The following is a 20525-nucleotide window of genomic DNA, read 5'->3' as shown; positions in this document are numbered from 1 at the left end:
TGCCCGCCGTGGAGAAGAATGCATGACCTCGGTTTCCGATCCGCTCGGCCGAAACGAAAAGCTAGACGCGCCGCCGCGCCATCCCGAAAAAGCGCATCGGCCCGATCAGCCGGTGGCCCGGAAGCCCGAATGGATCAGGGTCAAGGCCCCCGGCTCGGCGCAATGGGCGGCGACGCAGAAAATCGTCAAGGAGCATGGGCTCGTCACGGTCTGTGAGGAGGCGGGGTGTCCGAACATCGGCGAGTGCTGGGAGAAAAAGCACGCGACCTTCATGATCATGGGCGATGTCTGCACCCGCGCTTGCGCCTTCTGCAATGTCAAGACCGGCCTGCCGCGCGGGCTCGACCCTGACGAACCCGCCCATATCGCCGAGGCGGTCGGCAAGCTCGGGCTTGCCCATGTCGTCGTCACCTCGGTCGATCGCGACGATCTCGACGATGGCGGGGCAGGGCATTTCGCCAAGGTGATCGCAGCGATCCGCGCGACGAGCCCCAATACGACGATCGAGGTTCTGACCCCTGATTTCCTGCGCAAGCAAGGCGCGCTCGAGACGGTCGTCGCCGCAAGGCCCGATGTCTTCAATCACAACCTCGAAACGGTCGCGTCCAAATATCTGGAGGTTCGCCCCGGCGCGCGCTATTTCCATTCGATCCGGCTGTTGCAGCGCGTCAAGGAGCTTGACCCGGCAATGTTCACCAAATCCGGGATCATGGTCGGGTTGGGCGAAAAGCGCTGCGAAGTGCTTCAGCTCATGGATGATTTGCGCACGGCGGAGGTCGATTTCCTGACCATTGGCCAATATTTGCAGCCGACCAAAAAACATCATGCGGTCGAGCGTTTCGTCCCGCCCGACGAATTCGCCTCCTATGCCGACATTGCGCGGGCAAAAGGCTTTCTTCTGGTTTCGGCGTCGCCCCTGACCCGCTCCTCGCACCACGCTGGCGAGGACTTCGCCCGATTGAAAGCGCTGCGGGCGGCCTTGCAGCGCCGCCTTTGAGCGGCTAGAGAATTTTCGATCGAGCGGACAAGCGCCCGTGTTTTTTAATTCCCATGCTGTGACGGGGCATGCCTTCTTTTAAGACGACCCATAAGGTCCGACATAGCGCGGCGGAAATGTTCGACCTCGTCGCCGATGTCGAGGCCTATCCGCTTTTTGTTCCTTTGTGTTTGGCGCTGCGGGTGCGCCGGCGCACGGAAACCGAAAGCGCGGTGACGCTCGTCGCCGACATGGAGGTTGGCTACAAGGCGATCCGCGAGACGTTTACGAGCAAAGTCACCTGCAATCGCTCACGGCATGAGATTCTCGTCGAATATATCGATGGGCCTTTCAAGCATCTGGAAAACCGCTGGACCTTCCGCGAACAGGGCGACGGCCAGAGCTGCGTGGTCGAATTTCGCATTTCCTATGAATTCAGGAGCCGCGCCCTCAGCCTGCTGATGGGCGGGATGTTCGACGCGGCCTTTCGAAAATTCGCCGCAGCTTTTGAACAGCGCGCGGACATTGTCTACGGCGCCGCGCCGTTGCTGCCAGGCTGATGCGCGAGAACCGCTCCAAGGCGATATCGCCAAAGGAGCGCTCTGACTTTACGATAAGAAACCACTTCAATAAATTGAAATAGTTGAAACTTATCGCATGTTATAGGGCCGCCGCCAAAAGCAGATCGAGCGCCGTCTCCACCGAGGCCAAACGGATCGCGGCCCGGCCAAGATCGCCGAAACGCTTCTCCACCCCTACAATATCGCCGTTCCGACATGCCCGGGCCAGATGCACGAGCCCAACGGGTTTTTCAGGCGATCCGCCCGCGGGGCCGGCAATGCCGGTGATCGCGATGGAAATATGCGCATGCGAATGGGCCAAGGCTCCCGCGGCCATCGCGATGGCGACTTCCGCGCTCACCGCGCCATGGCGGGCGAGCAGAGCTTCCTCCACCCCTAAGCATTCGATCTTGGCGCAATTGGAATAGGTCACAAATCCGCGTTCGAGCACAGCCGAGGAGCCGGCGACCGAGGTGATCAGCGCCGCGACAAGGCCGCCTGTGCAGGACTCCGCCGTCGCGAGCATGCGGCCGCGCTCGCGATAGAGCGCCACAAGCGCTTCCGCTTTGTCGCAAAGTTCGAGGCTGAACATAGAAGTCTGCGCCCAATTGCAGCCGATTCGCTAACGTTATAACGGCAAACGGACGGTCGCGATGGCCAGCGCGGCCATGCCTTCCTCCCGTCCGGTAAAGCCAAGGCGCTCGGTGGTCGTCGCCTTGATCGCCACGCGACTGACCGGAATTTCGGCAATGCTGGCGATGCTGGCGCGGATTGCGTCGCGATGGGGCCCAATCTTTGGTCTTTCGCAGGCCAGCGTCGCATCGATATGGGCGATCATGCCGCCTCGCGCGCGCACCTTCTTGGCGGCGGCGGCAAGAAAAATCTTCGAGGCCGCGCCGCGCCATTGCGGATCGGAAGGCGGAAAATGGCTGCCGATGTCGCCTTCCGCCAGGGCGCCGAGCAGGGCGTCGGTAATCGCATGACTTAAGACATCGGCATCGGAATGGCCGACAAGTCCATGATCATGCGTAATTCTCAGTCCGCCTAGCCAGACGTGATCGCCGGGGCCAAAAGCATGCACGTCATAGCCTTGCCCGGTTCTAATATCCTGAAGATCGCGGATTAGTCTCGCCTCGGCGAGCGCAAGATCCTCGGCGCTGGTGACCTTCATATTGCCGGCCTCTCCCTCGAATACATGGACGCGGCGCCCCGCCCATTCAGCGATGGCGGCGTCGTCGGTGAGATCATTTTGGCCCTCGGCGGCGGCCTTTCGATGCGCCGCAAGGATCAGATCGAAACGAAAGGCTTGTGGCGTCTGGACTCCGCGCAGCCGCGCCCGCGCCGGGGTGGCGACGATGGCGCCCTCGGCGTCGACCTCCTTGATCGTGTCGGTGACCGCGATCCCGGGAATGGCGGCCCCGTAAGTCTTCGCCGCAGCGAGCGCTCTCAGAATTAATGATTCGCTTGCAAATAGACGCGCAGCATCCTGAATTAACACATATTCAGGTCGAAGCGCTGCATCCGAATCCATGGCTTCCAGCCCGGCGCGGACGCTCGCCTGCCTTGTATTCCCGCCATAAACCGGGTCCTTGAGCCGACCCTCCAATCCGGCTTCGAGCCCCGCCACGCTTTCGCGATAAAGCTCCAGGTCGTCCTTGTGGATAACCGTAAGAATCCGCGCATGAGGAGCCGCGCGAAGGAGGGCGGACAGACTATGCGCAAGCAGCGGGCGTCCCGCCAAACTCCGATATTGTTTGGGCAATCCTTCGCCCGCACGCGAGCCTCGCCCAGCCGCGACAACAAGGATCGTTAATTCTGAACCTGCAATCATAAGGCGGCGCTTCCAATTCACTCGTCGAGAAGAGAGCACTTCCTCTCCTCTTTTGCCAAGGGGGTCAATTTTCTTCCGCTTTGATGCTCCAATAAGCATTTTATTTATTGCCGCGCTGCACAAACTGATTATCATATGGGCATGAGCAATTTTGCTAATGAATTAGGCATACCGCCTCGAGATGGGGCGCTACGAGTAGGCTCGGCATGCTTGAGCGGGCGCGCTTTCCTTGCGCCCATGTCGGGAGTGACCGATCTTGGCATGCGCCGGCTGGCGCTTCGTTTCGGGGCCTCGCTTGTCGTCTCGGAAATGGTCGCGGCGGATCTATACGCCATGGGCGATGCCGGCAACCGGCTCAAAGCCGCCGGCGCCGGCATCGATCTCCACGTCGTGCAGATCGCGGGTTGCGACCCTTATTCCATGGCCGAGGCCGCCCGTCTGGCGGAAAATTCCGGCGCGGCGATGATCGACATCAACATGGGCTGCCCGTCCAAGAAGGTCATCAACGGCTATGCGGGATCGCATCTCATGCGCGATCTGGGTCTCGCGGCAGCGCTGATCCGGGCGACGGTCAAGGCGGTGCGGGTCCCGGTGACGCTCAAGATGCGGCTTGGCTGGGATGAGGACGCGATCAACGCCCCCGAACTCGCCCAATTGGCCGAGGCGGAAGGCGTCGCCATGCTGACGGTCCATGGCCGCACCCGCCGCCAGCTCTACGCCGGCAGGGCCGATTGGACGGCGATCGGCGTTGTCAAACGAGCGGTTTCAATTCCTGTGGTCGCGAATGGCGATTGCTCCAGCCTTGCTGACGCCGCTTCGATGCTAAAGCAATCGGGCGCGGATGCCGTCATGATTGGCCGCTCGGCGATCGGCCGCCCTTGGTTCGTCGGCGATGTCGCGCATTATTTGGCGCATGGAAAACCGCGCGCTGCGCCGTCGCGGGCGGCGCGCAAGATCGCTGCGCTCGAACATTACGAGACTTTGCTCGAAATTTTTGGCAGGGCGCAGGGCTTGCGCCACGCGCGCAAGCATCTGGCCGCTTATGCTCAATGGTCCGGCTGCGACGACGGCTCGCTGCGCCGGAGGCTCGTCACCAGCGAGTGTCCAATCGCCGTCAAATGGATCCTGTCGGAAGCGTTCGATCGTCTCCCCTTAGCGGAGGCGGCGTGAGGACGATGTTCTGGGCTTCACACGGCAAAGCGGTGGCCATGCCGATTAAATCAATACGTCTCTCGGTGGATGCGGCGAAGCTTCTGAATGCTCTACCGCATCCGGTTCTCGCGGTCCGGCCGAACGGCTTGATTGCCGACGCCAATGTCGCGGCGGAGGCGTTTTTCGGGATGAGCCGAACCTTTTTGTCGCAGCAGCGGCTGGTCCAGCTCGTGCCGCCCGATTCGTCCCTCCCATCGCTTGTCGAGCAGGTCCAGGGCCGCGGCGCTGCGATCAACGAATATCGGGTCGATCTCGGCGGACCGAAGGCGGGCGGCGAGCGGCTTGTAGATATTTTTGTCTCGCCGTTGCCCGAGCCCGATGAAGGCGTCGTCGTGATGTTGCAGGAGCGCTCGCTCACCGACAAACTTGACCGCCAGCTCACCCATCGAACCTCGGCGCGCTCGGTCGCGGCAATGGCGTCGACGCTCGCCCATGAAATCAAGAATCCGCTGTCCGGCATCAGAGGCGCGGCGCAACTTCTCGAGGCCGAGGCAAATGACGCCGATCGCGCGCTAACCCGGCTGATCTGCGAGGAAACCGATAGGATCGTGAAGCTTGTTGATCGGATGAGCGCTTTTTCCGACGGGCGGCCGATCGAGCGCGAGAGCGTCAATATTCATGAGATATTGGATCACGTCAAAAAGGTGTCGCAGGTCGGATTCGCGCGCCATATCCATTTTCGGGAAAACTATGATCCATCGCTTCCGCCGATCCTTGGCAATAGGGACCAGCTGATTCAGACCTTCTTGAATTTGGTCAAGAATGCCGCCGAGGCGATCGGCGATGCGCGCAGCGACGGCGACATCGAATTGTCCACCGCCTACCGTCCTGGCGTGCGCCTGCAGATCCCTGGGTCAAATGCGCCGGTCAGTCTGCCGATGGAGTTTTGCGTTCGAGACAATGGGCCCGGCGTCGCCCAGGAAGTATTGCCCTATCTATTCGATCCGTTCGTCACGACGAAAGCTTCTGGAACTGGCCTTGGTCTTGCATTGGTGGCCAAGATTATTGGTGATCATGGCGGCACGATCGAATGCGAATCCGGCCCGCGCCGAACGACATTTCGGGTTCTCATGCCAAGGTATGCGCCGCGCGACGGGCGAGGTCTGGCGGGCTGAGGCGAGGCGTTATCGGCGAACCGGTCTTCGTTTGCCGGCTTTGGACTTAGACGAAATGAGAAGCAAAGGCGCCCGACTGGGGGCCATGACATGCGCGCGGCGCCTAATCCAAGGCATTGTGGCGACAGTCGCTATATATTGGAGAGTGATAATTGAAATGTTGAAAACGTCGTGGCGAACCCTCATTTGCCAGACGGGGCCATCCGTCGGAGCCAGGCCGCGAGAGCATTTACCAGCCAACCGGGCGCCGGTTCGCGTTAGAGAAATGCGATAAAACAAAGAGCTAGAGCTGCTTTCTAATGTTGGATTGAAAGCAGACTGGGCATGCTCCCGACGATTTCCGCTTGCAGGGGACGCTTCGCAATGGCTACTGGAAATATCCTGATTGCTGACGATGACACGGCCATTCGCACGGTCTTGAGCCAAGCCTTGTCCCGGGCGGGCTATGACGTGCGCACGACCGGCACCGCGGCGACGCTCTGGCGCTGGGTTCAGTCCGGAGACGGCGATCTCGTCATTACCGACGTCGTCATGCCGGACGAGAACGCCTTCGAGCTTCTCCCCAGAATGAAGAAGCTGCGGCCGGATCTGCCGATTATCGTCATGAGCGCGCAAAATACATTCATGACAGCGATCAAGGCTTCCGAGCGCGGCGCTTATGACTATCTGCCCAAGCCTTTCGACTTGCGGGAATTGGTGTCGATCGTCGGACGCGCGATGAGCGAGCCAAAGAATCGGGTTCGGGCGGAGCGCAACGAAGAACTGGAGGGCATGCCGCTCGTCGGACGCTCGCCCGCGATGCAGGAAATCTACCGCGCCCTGGCGCGGCTGATGCAAACCGATCTTACGGTCATGATCACCGGCGAGTCCGGCACCGGCAAGGAACTTGTCGCCCGCGCACTGCATGATTACGGCAAGCGCAAGAAGGGTCCCTTTGTCGCCATCAACATGGCCGCGATCCCGCGCGATCTGATCGAAAGCGAGTTGTTCGGCCATGAAAAAGGGGCCTTCACCGGCGCCAATCAAAGGTCGGCCGGCCGTTTCGAGCAGGCGGAAGGAGGAACTCTGTTCCTCGACGAAATCGGCGATATGCCGATGGAGGCGCAGACCCGTCTTTTGCGCGTGCTCCAGCAGAGCGAATATACGACGGTCGGCGGCCGCATTTCGATCAAGACCAATGTCCGCATCATCGCCGCCACCAACAAGGATCTGCGCGGTCTGATCCAGCAGGGCCTGTTTCGCGAGGATCTGTTTTTTCGATTGAACGTCGTTCCTCTGCGGCTCCCGCCGTTGCGCGAGCGCACCGAGGATATTGGCGATCTCGCGCAGCATTTCTTCGCGCTGGCGGCCAGCGAAGGATTGCCGCTGAAACATATCGAGCCAGATGCGCTCGAACGCCTGAAGCTCTATCGCTGGCCAGGAAATATCCGGGAGCTTGAAAATCTGACGCGGCGGCTCGCCGCACTTTATCCGCAGGAATCGGTCACCGTTTCCCTAGTCGATGCGGAACTTGCGATCGACGCATGCGCAATGGAGCCGGGTTTCCTTTCGCCCGTCAACAGCAGCGCTGGGCGGGCGCGCGATTCCGACCAGCCGGGAGGAGCAACGCTCGCAAGCGCCATGGAGCGCCATCTTTCCGAGCTGTTCCGGGGGCATGGCGACAGCCTGCCGCCGCCAGGCCTCTACCATCGGATTTTACGCGAATTGGAATATCCCCTGATTTCCGCCGCCCTCGCGGCCACCAGAGGCAATCAGATCAAGGCGGCCGAACTGTTGGGGCTGAACCGAAATACATTGCGCAAGAAAGTTCGCGACCTCGATATTCGGCTCATGCGCTCACCGCGGTAAGCGCACGGACCTTCTGCCGACGAGGCGTGTTGAATGATCATAGGATTTGGCAACGACCTTTGCGATATTCGCCGCATCGAAGACTCGCTCGCCCGCTTTGGCGAGCGCTTCGTCAAACGTTGTTTCACCGATGTCGAGCGCGGGAAGTCGGAGGGCCGGGCGGGCCGCGCCGCTTCTTATGCGAAGCGCTTCGCCGCCAAGGAGGCCTGCGCCAAAGCTCTGGGCACCGGGCTGCGTTTTGGCGTCGCCTGGCGCGATATGGGGGTCGTCAATTTGTCTTCCGGCAAACCGACCTTGCGCTTGACGGGAGGAGCCGCCGCCCAACTCGCACGCCTCACCCCTGAAAACCATCGAACGATTATTCATCTGACCCTCACCGATGAATATCCGCTGGCGCAGGCCCAGGTCATCATCGAGGCGCTCGAAGGTCTTGAATGGACGATTGACGCGGAAGTGGGAACTGTTTGAGGGGGCGCATTGAGAATTGACGCATTAGAGCATGTTCTTATGAGACATCGGATATATCCGATGTCTCATAAGAACATGCTCCAACCCTTTGAATCTGAGCGATTCCTATTCGATCAGATGATTCCATCTGATCGGGAAGCGCTCTAGTGATGGCGAATTCCGCGCCGCCGCTGCGGGGCCATTTCGGCACAAAACGCCCCATCTATCCGGTTTCATACTCCAAAGCGCTTCCAAAACGCCATGAATTGTGAAAGCACTTGCGGCGTCGGTTGGGCGCCGCGCGCCCTGTACCGGCATTTCGCCACATGGTAATGAGCGGTTCCGCCGCTGCGACAATTGCGCTTGGGGTTGGAAGCTCGGGCCTTTTTCACGATGAATGGATCGTGAAGATTGGCTTAACCTTTCATTATGCCGCATTTTGCGAAGAGCCGGGGCGGCTCCGGCTAAAAATGCTCTAACGAGAAGATCGAGATGACAGAGCCAGTGCGATTGGATGGAAAAAACGCCGATGCGAAGCAGCGCGCCAAGGAAGGCGGCGCTGGCGAGACGCTGAAAGTGATCGTTCAAGCGCTGCTGATCGCGCTGGTGGTTCGCACCTTCCTCTTTCAGCCGTTCAATATTCCGTCCGGCTCAATGATTCCGACGCTTCTGATCGGCGACTACCTCTTCGTTTCCAAATATGCCTATGGCTATTCGAGGCATTCGCTGCCCTGCATTCCCAATCCTTTCGACTCGCCCAACGCGATCTGTCTCCCGCCGGTATTTTCAGGTCGGTTTCTCGGCTCGCCGCCCAAGCGCGGCGATGTGGCGGTGTTCAAACTGCCGCGCGACGGCCAGACCGATTATATCAAGCGAGTCATCGGGTTGCCCGGCGACAAGGTGCAGATGAAGGAGGGGCGGCTTTATATTAACGGCCAAATTGTCCCGCGCGAGCCGATCGCCAAGGCGCATACGGAAGATTTTTACGGCCGGATGACCGACGTCCCAACCTATGAGGAAACCCTGCCGGGTGGCGTCAAGCATACGATCATCGAAATTCAGGGCGACACGGGGTTCAACGACAATACGCCGGCGTTCGAAGTGCCCGAGGGGCATTATTTCATGATGGGCGACAATCGCGACAACTCCACCGACAGCCGGGTCCCCCCTGATCAGGGCGGCGTGGGCTTCGTGCCGCTTGACAATCTGGTCGGCCGCGCCGAGGTGATCTTCTTCTCGGTCGGCAAGGGCGAACCCGCCTGGGCGTTCTGGGAATGGCCGTGGACGGCGCGCTGGGACCGGATGCTGAAGCCCGTGAAATAGGATGACGCGGCAAAACGAAGACATTGGCGCGCTGGAAGCCCGCATCGGGCATAGCTTCGCCGACAGAGGGCTGATCGGCGCAGCGCTGACCCATGTGAGCGCCGCGAATGGCTCGAGACGGGAGACCTATCAAAGGCTCGAATTTCTCGGCGACCGCGTGCTTGGCCTGGTCATCTCGCAAATGCTGTACGAAGCCTTTCCGGCCGCCGACGAAGGCGAACTTTCGCGCCGCCTCGCCGACCTTGTGCGCAAGGAGAGCTGCGCCGAGGTCGCGCTCGAATGGGGCGTGCAGGCTTTCATCCGGCTCGGCGAAAGTGAAAAGCAGACGGGCGCCGCCAACGCCGCCATCCTGGGCGATATTTGCGAATCGATCATCGGCGCGGTCTTTCTCGACGCCGGCTATGACGCGGCCAGAGCGCTTGTCGCCGGCGCTTTCGAAGCGCGCATGCGCTCGCCGCGAAGGCCTTTGCGCGATCCGAAGACCGCGCTGCAGGAATGGGCGCAAGCGCGCGGCCTTCCGACGCCGCTTTATCGAGAAACCGCGCGGCGCGGCCCCGATCATGCGCCGGAATTCACGATCAGCGTTGAAGTCGCCGGCTATCGCTGCGCCGAGGCGACAGGCTTCGCCAAGCGCCTTGCCGAACAGGCGGCGGCGGCGGACTTCATCGCTCGCGAGGGAATCGATCAAGGCGACCGCAAAGGCGTAGCGTGACCGAAGACAGCAAAATGGAAACGCGCTGCGGTTTCGTCGCCCTGATCGGCGCGCCGAATGCCGGCAAGTCAACGCTGGTCAATCAGCTCGCCGGGGCGAAAGTCTCGATCGTATCGCGCAAGGTTCAGACCACGCGCAGCCTCGTCCGCGGGATCGCAATCGAAGGTTCGGCGCAGATTATTTTCGTCGATACGCCCGGCATTTTCGCGCCCAAGCGCAGGCTGGATCGGGCAATGGTGACGTCCGCCTGGGGCGGAGCGGCCGACGCCGACGCCGTCGCATTGCTCGTCGACGCGCGCAAAGGCGTCGATGAAGAGGTCGAGGCCATTCTCGCCCGGCTGCCTCAGGTCGGGGGCGTGAAAATTCTTGTCTTGAATAAAATCGATACGGTCGAGCCGCCGAAGCTTCTCGAACTCGCGGCGCGGCTCAATGGCGAGCTGGCTTTCGCGGATACGTTCATGATTTCCGCCTTACGCGGGCATGGCGTGCCGAAATTCAGGCAACAGCTCGCCGCGCTGATGCGGCCCGGCCCGTGGCTTTATCCGGAAGACCAGATTTCGGACGCGCCCTTGCGCTCGCTGGCGGCGGAAATTACGCGCGAAAAAATCTTCGAGCGGCTGCACGATGAATTGCCCTACCAATCGACGGTGGAAACCGAACTTTGGAAGGATATGCCCGATGGATCGGCGCGGATCGAACAGACGATCTATGTCATGCGCGAGGGTCACAAGAAGATCGTAATCGGCGAAGGCGGCCGCACGATCAAGGCGATCGGCACGGCGGCGCGTAAGGACATCATGGAGGCGACGGAACAAAAAGTTCATCTGTTTCTGTTCGTCAAAGTGCGGGAGAATTGGGGCGATGATCCCGAACGCTATCGCGAAATGGGGCTCGAATTTCCCAAGAATTAAACCGCTAGCCGCTTGAGCGCCGTCTGGCGGGGTAATAACCGCGGCTTGAGCCAGATCATTGGCGGCACTATGGTGGCGCTGCAGCGGCCGTTCCAATGCGCACGTGCAAGTTTGGGTTTAATGACAATCGCCAGCATGACGGGCTTTGCCCGGGTCGCGGGAAGCGCCGCCTTTTACCATTGGGCCTGGGAGCTAAAGTCGGTCAACGCCAAAGGGCTCGATGTCCGGTTGCGGCTTCCCCAGAGTTTCGACGCCATCGAGGTGGAGGCGCGCGGGCGCATCGCTAAGAGATTGGGGCGCGGGACTGTCCATGCGACGCTCGCGGCGCAACGGGAAGCTGCGACCCCCGAGGTTCGCATCAACCAGGACCTGCTCGGCAGGCTGGTTGCCGCAGTCGCTGGAATCGATCTTTCGGGCAGCCTCGCTCCAGCCACGCTCGATGGCCTTCTGGCCATTCGCGGCGTCGTGGAAATCAAGGATGCGAATGAAGACGACAGCGAAACCGCGTTGGCGCGGGTTGCGGCGCTGGAGGGGCTCGATGCGGCGCTTGAGGCTCTCCTCGAAATGCGGGCAAGCGAGGGCGAGGCGCTCGCCGCCGTGCTGAACGCCCGGCTCGAACGGATCGCCGCATTGACCCAAGCAGCTGAAATCTGTCCGGGGCGCAAACCGGAGGCGATCAGAACCCGCCTCGCGCAGTCCCTCGCCATCCTCGCGGGGAATGCGAATTTCGATCCGAACCGATTGCATCAGGAAGCTCTGTTGCTGGCCGCCAAGGCCGATATTAGAGAGGAATTGGATCGCCTCGCCGCCCATGAGGCGTCGGCGCGCGATCTCTTGGCGGGGGGCGGAGCGGTTGGGCGCAGGCTCGACTTCCTCGCTCAGGAACTCGCGCGGGAGGCCAATACGCTATGCGCCAAATCGAATGATGCGGGTCTGACCGCCCTTGGCCTCGAATTGCGGGTCGAGATCGAACAGTTTCGCGAACAGATTCAGAATATCGAGTAGAGGCCATGGTCGAAAAGACGCTTCGCGGGATGCGAGTCGGGGAGAGAACATGATCTGCGCCCGATATGATGCGGGTCTTTCCCGGCGCGGCTTGATGCTGATCCTCTCGTCTCCTTCAGGCGCGGGCAAGACGACTTTGACCCGGATGCTGCTGCAAACGAAGGATCTCGATCTCACTTTGTCGATTTCGGTGACGACGCGGCCGCGCCGGTCGAGTGAAGTTGATGGCATCCACTATCGATTCATCGACAGGAAGCAGTTCGAGGCCATGCGCGACGCCGGCGATCTGCTCGAATGGGCGGAGGTGCATGGCAATTTCTACGGCACCCCGCGCGAACCGGTTGAAAAGGTCCTTGCGCAGGGGCGCGACGTTCTTTTCGACATCGACTACCAGGGCACGCAGCAGGTCAAGCAGAAGACCGCCGAGGATGTCGTGACAATCTTCATCCTGCCGCCGTCGATGAAGGAATTGCGCGCCCGTCTCGAGCGCCGTGCCGAAGATCCGCCCGAGATCATCGCCAAGAGACTAGATAACGCCCGCAATGAAATCCGCCGCTGGACACAGTATGATTATGTGCTCGTCAATGGCGATCTGCAAAACACCTTTGATGATCTTTCCTCGATCCTGACCGCCGAACGGCTCCGGGCAGGGCGCCTGAACGAAGGAATCGCGGCTTTCGTCGAAAAGTTGCTGGCGGAGCGCTGAAGCGTGGCGCAGGCTGCGGCGGCGTTTTGGAGACCGTCGGCAATGCGGCAGGCAGGCAGGCGGTGCGAGGCGTCCGGGTCATTGCCGACATGGACAAAATGTTATCAAATGATGAATAAGAATATTATTCAATCGTTAGTATGTTTTGCCTCTGAGCCAATTCATGTTATTGACTCAAATGGATGTCATCAGGGACTTAATGAACTGGCGGCGTCATAGCGGGTCCGGGTCATAGCCGTGGCGGCCATATCGCAGCGCCAAGCGCATAGGCCGTCGCCTGAACGGCGGCGTGGTCCCAACAAGACGAAATCCAGGAGGACCTGAGCGGAAACTTGCATGCCATTGCTTACGGCTGGGCGGGAATCCTGTTCGGGCGAGGCCAACACCGGGGGACTGGCAGTGCGAAGATTTATCACTTGGGGCTTAAGTGAAAATTTTAGTGTATCTGAGACTATGCGCAAAAGTGAATCGTGGTCAGGCTTCGCTGATAGGATAGGCTCCGTCAGGAGCCGCTGGACCGCCAGAAATAAGGCCGCCAAATATCCCGAGACCAATCATCCCAAGACTATGTCAAGCGATCACAGTACTAAATTAGGGCCCGGCCTCGCTCCGTCAGGCCAACGCCAAGTCGTCCGGGAACGGCCGGTCGAGCGCATTGTCATCTATCGGTTGGGAAGCCTTGGCGACACGATGGTCGCGCTTCCCTGCCTGCACAAAGTGGCCGCAGTCTTTCACACGGCCGAGCGATATGTTCTGACAAATATCCCGGTTTCATCGAAGGCCGCCCCGCTCGAGACAATATTGGCCAATTCCGGTCTTATCCACGGGGTCGTCACCTATCCGGTCGGGCTGCGAGCGGCGCGCGAATTATGGGCCCTGGCGCGGCGATTGCGGGCGCTTGGGGCGTCGACGATGGTTTATCTCAACGAATCCCGTGGCCCCTTCACGGTTTATCGCGACCTCATATTCTTTCGCCTGTGCGGCTTTACGCGCATCATCGGCGCGCCCACCGGTTCCGGCCTCTTTGGCAAGAGGGCCGCTAGCGCCGACGGCGAACTCGTTCAGGAATGCGTTCGCCTGACGGGGGCCATCGCTGAGCTTGGTCCAATCGACCTCGACAGTCGGGAGAATTGGGATCTGCGCTTAACCGAGCAAGAGCGGGACGCGGGTCGCAGGGCTGTCGCGCCGTTTGGCGCGCGGCCCTTCATTGCGATCAATATGGGCGGAAAGGCTGCCGAGAATCATTGGGGCAATGAGAATTGGCGCCGTCTTTTCGGGGAACTTGCCAAGACGCATGCTGAATATGGCCTGCTTGTCATCGGCGGCGCGGAGGATGCGGTGTGCGTCGCAGAGGTCACGGCTGACTGGCCGAGTCCGGTCGAGAATGCCTGCGGCCGCCTTAAACCACGAGAAAGCGCGGCGGCGCTCGAAAACGCCAGCCTTTTCGTTGGCCATGATTCGGGTCCGATGCATCTTTCAGCTGCATGCGGAATCGACTGCGTCGCCCTTTTCAGCGGACGACACCGGCCGCGGAAATGGCATCCTTACGGCCCTCGCCACAGAGTTATACATCGTATGGAAGGGATCTCGGCGATCCGCGTCGAGGAGGTCGCCGCCGCCGTGCGCGCTTCCTTGCCGGCTTCCTCGTCCGCCGCGACTAAAATGCAAATCAAGTCCTAGGGGCTCGACGCAATCGAGCCATCCTCTGCTCCCCGCGGATGATCTCATCCAAAATCTCCGCCGACCCTTTAGAGCCGAAAGTTTGCCATGACATCGCCAGCTATTTTTCTGGATCGGGATGGGACCATCATCGTGGAAAAAAATTACCTCGGCGACCCCAGCCAGGTCATTCTTCTTGATGGCGCCATCGAGGGGCTTCGCGCGATGTCGCGGCATTCTTTCCCTTTTGTCGTCATCTCCAACCAATCCGGCATTGGGCGCGGTTATTTTTCCGCCGAACAGGCGGATTTGGTTGAGCGCCGCGTCGAAGAGCTCTTAGCCATCGAAGGGATTGCGATCGCGGGATGGTATCGGTGTCCACACGCCCCGGATGCGAAATGTTCCTGCCGCAAGCCCCTGCCGGGGATGATCGACGCGGCTGCGCGTGATCTCAATCTGGACCCAGCGCGGTCGTTCGTGATCGGAGATAAGCGCTGCGATATCGATCTTGCGGCGGCGGTCGGCGCAGCCGGCATTTTGGTCACGACCGGACATGGGCGTTTGGACGCCGAATATGCGCGCTCCCTGCCGGCGCCGGTCTGTCGCGACCTCTTCGAAGCGAGCGAGGAAGTGGCCCGTCATTTGGCGCGAGAGAGCGCCGGAGAAGTCCGCCTATCAAATTAATTCAGGCGACGGAAACGGCAGGTTTTCGCCCGTGATGGGATTTGTCACGGCCCTGTTGTCAGAAACGGGATAATGAGCGCCATTGTTGGGATGACGTGATCTCAGCGATGGCTGGAATAAAGGCAGCCGGTCGCCATGTCTTGCGGCGATAGCTATGTTATGCGAGAGCCAATGAAAATTCTTTATATCGGTCCCAGAGCGGGAACAGCCGAACATCGGATTGGCGCCTTCGAAAGACTGGGGCATCACGTTACGGTCGTTGATCCCGATCATGCTTTTCCAAGAAATAAGCTGCTCGACTTTTGGAATTTTCATACTGGCGTTTTAGGCCTCTCCTGGCTGTTCAAACATCATATTCTATCGCATGTGAAGGGATCTACATTTGACTTCGTGTTTGTTGATCATGGGGAGGAATTAGGCTCTTCGACGATCATTGCTTTGAAAAAAATCGCCAAGACCGTCGTCAACTATAATCAAGACAATCCCTATGTCTCCCGAGATGGCCGCCGTTGGCGCCTTTTTCTGCAAGCCTTGCCATATTATGACCTGATCGCGACGCATCGGCTGTCCAGCGCTGAGGCGGCTCGGCGCGCCGGAGCGCGGCGAGTGCTTCAGGTGAGGGAGGCTGCCGATGAAGTCGTTCATCGGCCCATCGACCTGACGGAGGAGGATCGCGCGCGTTTCTCCCACCCGGTCGCCTTTGTGGGCACTTGGTTTCCAGAGCGCGGACCGTTCATGCTCCGGCTCATCGAACGCGGCGTTCCCCTGCGAATCTATGGAGCCCGTTGGCAGAAAGCCCCCGAATACGACAAATTGGAGCCCTACATTGTTCTCGGCAATCTGGAGGGCGACGATTATGTCAAGGCGGTCCGGGGCGCCTCGATCGCCCTTGGGCTGCTTTCAAAGGGCAATGAGGATCTGCACACGACGCGAAGCTTCGAGATCCCGGCGATAGGGACGCTGTTTTGCGCGGAGCGCACGTCCGATCATCTGGAAATGTATCAAGATGGCGAGGAAGCCGTGTTTTTCGACGGGCCGGACGAATGTGCGGACCATTGCCTCGCTCTGCTCGCCAACCCCAAGCGCATCAAGGAGATTGCAGAAGCAGGTCTCCAGCGGGTCCGCAGGAACGGCGATTTCAATGAAGGGCTGCTGACCAGAATCGTTGAAGCGGCGGCAAGAACGTAAGCGAAGGACGCGATGAATGAATCGGCTGCCGCAGATGGAGCAGCGGACAGGGCAATCGGGCGCGCAGGATGACGGCAAATATGTTCGTGGTCACGTTTGACAAAATTTCGTATTGTGTAGTATCCGATTAGAGGCTGAAACGTACTGCAATCAAATCGGGTCATTTGATTGGCTCGCGCCTAATCCTTGTAGTTGAGGCTTGTTCTACTCAGACTCACAGGGTTGGAGCATGCTCTCCTTGTCGGCGTTGGACGGATTTTTGACAATCTGCTCCGAGGCGCTGGCGCATCCAGGTGAAGTGGAAGCCGCTTTGTTACTTTCAGAAAGGCCCGCTCTAGAGCGCTTCCCGATCAGATGGAATCATCTGATCGAAAAGGAATCGCTTAAATTCAATGAGTTGGAGCATGTTCTAATCGAAAAAGTCGATCAACTTTTTCGGAACATGTTCTAGTGGAACTGCAAGCGATTTGCCAACATGTCTAGGCAGACCTGCATAATGGCTTGCTGTCTCGTTTCGAAGATGCGTCCGCCTAGCTTCAAAAAAGAACCTCGATAGGTTGGCGCGTTGTCCTTCATTGCCGTCAAGAAATTGTTTCCGACCGTGACGCGAAAGCAAGGACGTTTTGTCATCTGTGCGCTTCGCACCTATTCGGGAATAGGCGGTCTGCAAAACTTCAACAGGCGGCTTATAGAAAATCTTGCTGCGCGCACGCTCCAACGCAGTGAATCCTGTCCGCTTGTGTTTGTGCTTGGCGACGACGTCAAATCGATCCCCGCCATCAAGGGAGTTGACATTATAGGAGTGGGAGATCGTTGGAGTTTTTCATTCCACGCTATCTGGGCGGCTTTAAAGCAGGGCAATATTTTCGTCATCTGCCATGTAAATCTACTGCCTCTAGCTGCTATCGTTAAGTGTTTGCGTCCAAAAATGCCAATTCTGCTTTTCGTTCACGGCTACGAAGTCTGGAATGATCCGCTCCATCATGCGAAGCGTTGGTATGAAACCTGGTTTGTCCGCGCTTTGACGCGGATCGTTTCGGTCAGCTCATTTACCGCCAATACGATGGCGCGCGAATTCGATGTGCCGCGGACCAAGTTCAGACTCCTGCCAAATGCGGTCGATCCATTGCAGGCGCCGCCTGACTCGATCGCGCAGGAGCCGGCGACGATCTTGACCGTCACCCGACTCAGTAGCAGCGAGCGCGACAAGAACGTCGACCGGATGATCCGGGCTGTCGCCCGACTGAAGGAAAAACTGCCTGGAATTAGATACGAGATTATCGGCGACGGCGCTCTGCGCCCTGAGCTTGAAGCGCTCGCGCGAGACCTCGGCGTCGGCGACATCGTTACATTTCTCGGCTGCGTTGATAATAGCGCGCTTCATGCAGCCTATGCGAGAGCCACGGTGTTCGCCTTGCTTTCCTCAAAGGAAGGCTTCGGGATTGTCTATCTCGAAGCTTGGCAGCGCGGACTTCCTGTGCTTTGCAGCGCCAAGGGCGCCTCGAAGGAAATAATATCGGACGGCGTCGACGGTCTTGTCGTCGATCCGTCCGATATTTCCAATATCGCCGATCGTTTGCATCTCTTGCTGACGGATCCGGATCTCGCGAAAGCTATGGGCGAGCGCGGCCGCCATAAGATCGCAGAGAAATATCTCAACCCAGCTTTCCGTTCGACGCTCGACAAGATTGTCGACGAATTGCTCGAAGACGCCGAACGCGCGTGACGCGGGAGATCGGCTGGCGCCATCTCGAGGCGCAAGCGGAAATGGAAGCCAGGGACTACCCAAATCACCCGCGCTTGCCTATGCTGGCCGCGAAATTTGCCTCCAGGACAAGATCATGACCGTGCATATCACTCCCCATTTCCACAATCAGCCTGGCGTTCCGCAGGTGCGCGTCGGCGCGCGGGAATTCATGTGCGTCGGCGCTTTGCCGCCTTTCGATCATCCGCATATTTTCATCGACATGGGCGCGGAGGATGAGGCGATCTGCCCTTATTGTTCGACCCATTACCTTTACGATCACACTTTGCACGGAGGTTGCGCGCCGGCCGAATGCGCTTTCAATCCGGAGACGGCATCCGAGCCGGCGTGACCCGGCCCGCGCCGCGATGAGCGCGCCGCATGCTTTGATCGCCGGCGCCGGGATCGGCGGGCTCAGCGCCGCCCTTTGCCTTGCGCGCGCGGGCTATCGGGTGAGTCTGTTCGATCAGGCGGAGGCGCTGGAAGAGGCGGGAGCCGGTCTCCAGCTCTCACCTAACGCCAGCTCCATTCTGCGCCGCCTTGGCGTGCTGGAGCGCCTGCTTCCTTCCAGCCTGGCGCCGCGCGCGGTAAGAATCCGGCGCGCGCGCGATGGCGCAACTCTCTGCGTCCTGCCGCTGGAAGACGCCGAGAAGCGCTGGGGCGCGCCCTATCTTCTTGCGCACCGCGCCGATCTCCAGCGCGCTTTGCTCGATGCGGTTGCGCGCGAGGACGCTATAAAGCTTCATACCGGCGCAGCGGTGGCGGGCTTCCTTTCCGGCGCCGACGGTGTGGCGATCGCGCTTAGAAAGGGCCTGATTCGGCTGGAGGCGAGCGGCGATTGCCTGATCTGCGCGGATGGATCGCGTTCGCTCCTGCGCGAAAAACTTCCCGGGACGCGTCCCGGCGCCCTGCGATTTTCGGGGCGAACCGCTTGGCGCGCCCTCGTCGACGCGCGCTGCGCGCCGCCAGAAATGCTTCGAGCAGAAACCTCGCTCTGGCTCGGACGCAAGGCTCATCTCGTGCATTATCCGTTGCGCGGCGGGACGGTCGTCAATGTTGTCGCGATCGTTGAGGAGGATTTTCGCGCCGATGGCTGGTCGACAGAAGGCTGTTCGGCGTTTCTCGCGGAGCGTTTCGCCCGCTGGGATACAGCCGCGCGAAATTTGCTCGCCGCGGCCGAAAATTGGCGAAAGTGGCCGCTTCTAGACCGGGACCCGATCGCCCATTGGACTTCCGGCCGCGTCGCGCTTTTGGGCGACGCGGCTCATCCCATGCTGCCCTTTCTCGCGCAAGGCGCCGCGCAGGCGATCGAGGACGCCGCCGCCCTCGGGGGCGCTTTATCGCGCGACCGCAATGTCGAACGGGCGCTTCTCGCCTATCAGGCCGCGCGGCAGGCGCGCGCGACGCATGTGCAGCAGGCGTCCCGCCGGCAAGGCGTCATCTACCATTTGTCCGGCCCGGCCGCGCTTGCGCGCGATCTTGCGTTTCGCGCCCTTGGCGGCGAGAATATGCTGGCCCGCTACGATTGGCTCTATGACGCTCGCGGCGGGGAGGCGGCCTGAAGACCAACGCGCGTGGGCCGGCGTCTGGCTCCAACTCTTTGAATCTGAGCGATTCCTTTTCGATCAGATGCGTCCATCCGATCGGGAAGCGCTCTAGCCCTCTCAGCCGGCCGCGAGGTTTTGGGCGGCGAAGTCCCAATTGACCAATTGGTCGAGCCAGCCTCCGACATAATCCGCGCGGCGGTTCCGCCAGTCGATATAATAGGCGTGCTCCCAGACATCGCAGGTCAGAAGGCAGCGGACGCCATGCGCCATCGGGGAATCGGCGTTGGCGGTCGGAACCACTGCCAATTTATTGTTCGAATCCCGGACCAGCCAGACCCAGCCGCTGCCGAATAATTTGGTCGCCGCGCCAGCGAATTCCTTCCGAAATCCATCATAGCCGCCAAAGCTTTCCTCGATTTGCGCGGCGAGGGCTCCGGTTGGCTTTCCGCCGCCTTTGGGACGCATGCTGGTCCAATAGAAATTATGGTTCCAAAGCTGTCCGGCGGGATTGAACAGCGCTGCGCGGGAGGGATCGCCCGCCGTCTTTCTGACAATCTCCTCAAGGCTTAAGTCCGCGAACTCCCCGCCAGCGACCGCCTTCAAGACGGCGTCGTAATAGCCCTTATGATGCTTGCCGTAGTGATAGGCGACCGTCTCGCTTGAAACCACAGGAGCCAAGGCATTGTCCGGATAGGGCAAGGGTGGGTAGGAAGCGGCGAGCTTCGTTTCCTCTTTAGCCTGGGCGCCGACGCCGGCTCCGGCCAAGCTGAGCAATGCAGAGGAGCCGATCAGGACCGAGCGCCTGTCGATTTTGTCGAATTCTGTCATCGAACCTCTCTAGCGTTTTCGAGCGAAGCATCGGCTGGCTGGGGTTGCGAAAATGCAAGCGGCGCATGTCCGGGTTGGGCGTCTTCAGCAGAGGCAAGCTACCTCTTTCGGCGCAGCCTGGAAAGGCTCCCGAAGTCGACGTCCGTTCGCTTACCCGTTCGCTCAGATCAGTGCCTCACAGGATAAATTGGTTTCCGCTCCGTCGTTGAACATTGCGCGGGGAGGGCGC

21 protein-coding genes are annotated in these 20525 nt (G+C 60.0%); 18 read left to right on the top strand and 3 right to left on the bottom strand.

All coding sequences use genetic code 11. The features are described 5' to 3' along the window. The first annotated feature begins 22 nt into the window (after positions 1 to 22). The gene (gene lipA, locus DL86_RS02360) at positions 23 to 997 is read left to right on the top strand and encodes a lipoyl synthase (protein ID WP_036257622.1); all 975 of its coding nucleotides are present in this window, start codon (positions 23 to 25) and stop codon (positions 995 to 997) included. A 68-nt stretch (positions 998 to 1065) separates the two neighbouring features. Then, on the top strand, positions 1066 to 1536 hold the full coding sequence (locus DL86_RS02355; protein WP_036257621.1) for a type II toxin-antitoxin system RatA family toxin: 471 nt from the start codon (positions 1066 to 1068) through the stop codon (positions 1534 to 1536). Positions 1537 to 1636: 100 nt separating this feature from the next. Here the strand turns inward: DL86_RS02355 and DL86_RS02350 are convergent, their stop codons facing one another. Continuing rightward, the gene (locus tag DL86_RS02350; RefSeq protein ID WP_036257618.1) at positions 1637 to 2128 is read right to left on the bottom strand and encodes a CinA family protein; all 492 of its coding nucleotides are present in this window, start codon (positions 2126 to 2128) and stop codon (positions 1637 to 1639) included. Between the two features lie 36 nt (positions 2129 to 2164). Beyond that, positions 2165 to 3367, bottom strand: a complete 1203-nt coding sequence (locus DL86_RS02345; protein ID WP_036257615.1) for a bifunctional 2-C-methyl-D-erythritol 4-phosphate cytidylyltransferase/2-C-methyl-D-erythritol 2,4-cyclodiphosphate synthase — start codon at positions 3365 to 3367, stop codon at positions 2165 to 2167. Between the two features lie 141 nt (positions 3368 to 3508). Here DL86_RS02345 and dusB point away from each other — a divergent pair, with 141 nt between their 5' ends. The 16 genes from dusB (at position 3509) to DL86_RS02265 (ending at position 19483) form a co-directional block, all read left to right on the top strand. Further along, on the top strand, positions 3509 to 4537 hold the full coding sequence (dusB, locus tag DL86_RS02340) for a tRNA dihydrouridine synthase DusB (protein ID WP_051952553.1): 1029 nt from the start codon (positions 3509 to 3511) through the stop codon (positions 4535 to 4537). Between the two features lie 38 nt (positions 4538 to 4575). Beyond that, the gene (locus tag DL86_RS02335; protein WP_051952552.1) at positions 4576 to 5694 is read left to right on the top strand and encodes a two-component system sensor histidine kinase NtrB; all 1119 of its coding nucleotides are present in this window, start codon (positions 4576 to 4578) and stop codon (positions 5692 to 5694) included. Positions 5695 to 6057: 363 nt separating this feature from the next. Then, positions 6058 to 7542 (top strand): nitrogen regulation protein NR(I), encoded by a 1485-nt coding sequence (gene ntrC / locus DL86_RS02330; protein WP_036257612.1) that lies wholly within the window; start codon positions 6058 to 6060, stop codon positions 7540 to 7542. A 33-nt stretch (positions 7543 to 7575) separates the two neighbouring features. Continuing rightward, entirely contained in the window at positions 7576 to 8010 is a 435-nt protein-coding gene (gene acpS / locus DL86_RS02325) for a holo-ACP synthase (protein WP_051952493.1), read from the top strand. A 471-nt stretch (positions 8011 to 8481) separates the two neighbouring features. After that, positions 8482 to 9312, top strand: coding sequence for a signal peptidase I (gene lepB, locus DL86_RS02320; protein WP_051952492.1), 831 nt, complete (start codon positions 8482 to 8484; stop codon positions 9310 to 9312). A 1-nt stretch (position 9313) separates the two neighbouring features. Further along, positions 9314 to 10024 carry a ribonuclease III gene (gene rnc, locus DL86_RS02315; protein WP_036257608.1) on the top strand — a complete coding sequence of 237 codons (711 nt, stop codon included), beginning with the start codon at positions 9314 to 9316 and terminating at the stop codon, positions 10022 to 10024. A 14-nt stretch (positions 10025 to 10038) separates the two neighbouring features. Beyond that, positions 10039 to 10935 carry a GTPase Era gene (gene era, locus DL86_RS02310; RefSeq protein WP_051952550.1) on the top strand — a complete coding sequence of 299 codons (897 nt, stop codon included), beginning with the start codon at positions 10039 to 10041 and terminating at the stop codon, positions 10933 to 10935. Positions 10936 to 11055: 120 nt separating this feature from the next. Further along, complete coding sequence (locus DL86_RS02305) at positions 11056 to 11940, top strand: YicC/YloC family endoribonuclease (RefSeq protein WP_036257604.1); 885 nt, start codon at positions 11056 to 11058, stop codon at positions 11938 to 11940. Between the two features lie 49 nt (positions 11941 to 11989). Next, on the top strand, positions 11990 to 12646 hold the full coding sequence (gmk, locus tag DL86_RS02300; protein WP_036257603.1) for a guanylate kinase: 657 nt from the start codon (positions 11990 to 11992) through the stop codon (positions 12644 to 12646). Between the two features lie 567 nt (positions 12647 to 13213). After that, positions 13214 to 14326: a glycosyltransferase family 9 protein gene (locus DL86_RS02295; RefSeq protein ID WP_210165406.1), complete on the top strand. Its 1113-nt coding sequence runs from the start codon at positions 13214 to 13216 to the stop codon at positions 14324 to 14326. A gap of 87 nt (positions 14327 to 14413) precedes the next feature. Continuing rightward, on the top strand, positions 14414 to 14989 hold the full coding sequence (locus DL86_RS02290) for a D-glycero-alpha-D-manno-heptose-1,7-bisphosphate 7-phosphatase (protein WP_036257601.1): 576 nt from the start codon (positions 14414 to 14416) through the stop codon (positions 14987 to 14989). A 171-nt stretch (positions 14990 to 15160) separates the two neighbouring features. Next, on the top strand, positions 15161 to 16177 hold the full coding sequence (locus DL86_RS02285; protein WP_162180380.1) for a CgeB family protein: 1017 nt from the start codon (positions 15161 to 15163) through the stop codon (positions 16175 to 16177). A 238-nt stretch (positions 16178 to 16415) separates the two neighbouring features. Continuing rightward, positions 16416 to 16628 (top strand): hypothetical protein, encoded by a 213-nt coding sequence (locus DL86_RS02280; protein WP_156964419.1) that lies wholly within the window; start codon positions 16416 to 16418, stop codon positions 16626 to 16628. 150 nt (positions 16629 to 16778) lie between these two features. Continuing rightward, a complete protein-coding gene (locus DL86_RS02275) occupies positions 16779 to 17903 on the top strand; it encodes a glycosyltransferase family 4 protein (RefSeq protein WP_245276189.1) in 1125 nt (374 codons plus the stop codon). A 115-nt stretch (positions 17904 to 18018) separates the two neighbouring features. Next, on the top strand, positions 18019 to 18273 hold the full coding sequence (locus tag DL86_RS02270) for a zinc-finger domain-containing protein (protein ID WP_036257594.1): 255 nt from the start codon (positions 18019 to 18021) through the stop codon (positions 18271 to 18273). A 16-nt stretch (positions 18274 to 18289) separates the two neighbouring features. Further along, positions 18290 to 19483 (top strand): FAD-dependent monooxygenase, encoded by a 1194-nt coding sequence (locus tag DL86_RS02265; RefSeq protein WP_036257592.1) that lies wholly within the window; start codon positions 18290 to 18292, stop codon positions 19481 to 19483. 102 nt (positions 19484 to 19585) lie between these two features. Here DL86_RS02265 and DL86_RS02260 read toward each other — a convergent pair whose 3' ends face one another. Then, a complete protein-coding gene (locus DL86_RS02260; RefSeq protein WP_084572626.1) occupies positions 19586 to 20296 on the bottom strand; it encodes a superoxide dismutase in 711 nt (236 codons plus the stop codon). Positions 20297 to 20525: the final 229 nt, after the last annotated feature.

It is taken from the genome of Methylocapsa aurea (assembly GCF_000746085.1).
Lineage (GTDB): Bacteria > Pseudomonadota > Alphaproteobacteria > Rhizobiales > Beijerinckiaceae > Methylocapsa > Methylocapsa aurea.
The sequence above is the reverse complement of the archived record's forward strand: the minus strand, read 5'-3'. Positions and strand labels throughout refer to the sequence as shown.

Coding starts and splice junctions, on each gene's coding strand:
- lipA (WP_036257622.1), top strand. CDS start 23: ATGACCTCGGTTTCCGATCCGCTCGGCCGAAACGAAAAGCTAGACGCG.
- DL86_RS02355 (WP_036257621.1), top strand. CDS start 1,066: ATGCCTTCTTTTAAGACGACCCATAAGGTCCGACATAGCGCGGCGGAA.
- DL86_RS02350 (WP_036257618.1), bottom strand. CDS start 2,128: ATGTTCAGCCTCGAACTTTGCGACAAAGCGGAAGCGCTTGTGGCGCTC.
- DL86_RS02345 (WP_036257615.1), bottom strand. CDS start 3,367: ATGATTGCAGGTTCAGAATTAACGATCCTTGTTGTCGCGGCTGGGCGA.
- dusB (WP_051952553.1), top strand. CDS start 3,509: ATGAGCAATTTTGCTAATGAATTAGGCATACCGCCTCGAGATGGGGCG.
- DL86_RS02335 (WP_051952552.1), top strand. CDS start 4,576: ATGCCGATTAAATCAATACGTCTCTCGGTGGATGCGGCGAAGCTTCTG.
- ntrC (WP_036257612.1), top strand. CDS start 6,058: ATGGCTACTGGAAATATCCTGATTGCTGACGATGACACGGCCATTCGC.
- acpS (WP_051952493.1), top strand. CDS start 7,576: ATGATCATAGGATTTGGCAACGACCTTTGCGATATTCGCCGCATCGAA.
- lepB (WP_051952492.1), top strand. CDS start 8,482: ATGACAGAGCCAGTGCGATTGGATGGAAAAAACGCCGATGCGAAGCAG.
- rnc (WP_036257608.1), top strand. CDS start 9,314: ATGACGCGGCAAAACGAAGACATTGGCGCGCTGGAAGCCCGCATCGGG.
- era (WP_051952550.1), top strand. CDS start 10,039: ATGGAAACGCGCTGCGGTTTCGTCGCCCTGATCGGCGCGCCGAATGCC.
- DL86_RS02305 (WP_036257604.1), top strand. CDS start 11,056: ATGACAATCGCCAGCATGACGGGCTTTGCCCGGGTCGCGGGAAGCGCC.
- gmk (WP_036257603.1), top strand. CDS start 11,990: ATGATCTGCGCCCGATATGATGCGGGTCTTTCCCGGCGCGGCTTGATG.
- DL86_RS02295 (WP_210165406.1), top strand. CDS start 13,214: ATGTCAAGCGATCACAGTACTAAATTAGGGCCCGGCCTCGCTCCGTCA.
- DL86_RS02290 (WP_036257601.1), top strand. CDS start 14,414: ATGACATCGCCAGCTATTTTTCTGGATCGGGATGGGACCATCATCGTG.
- DL86_RS02285 (WP_162180380.1), top strand. CDS start 15,161: ATGAAAATTCTTTATATCGGTCCCAGAGCGGGAACAGCCGAACATCGG.
- DL86_RS02270 (WP_036257594.1), top strand. CDS start 18,019: ATGACCGTGCATATCACTCCCCATTTCCACAATCAGCCTGGCGTTCCG.
- DL86_RS02265 (WP_036257592.1), top strand. CDS start 18,290: ATGAGCGCGCCGCATGCTTTGATCGCCGGCGCCGGGATCGGCGGGCTC.
- DL86_RS02260 (WP_084572626.1), bottom strand. CDS start 20,296: ATGACAGAATTCGACAAAATCGACAGGCGCTCGGTCCTGATCGGCTCC.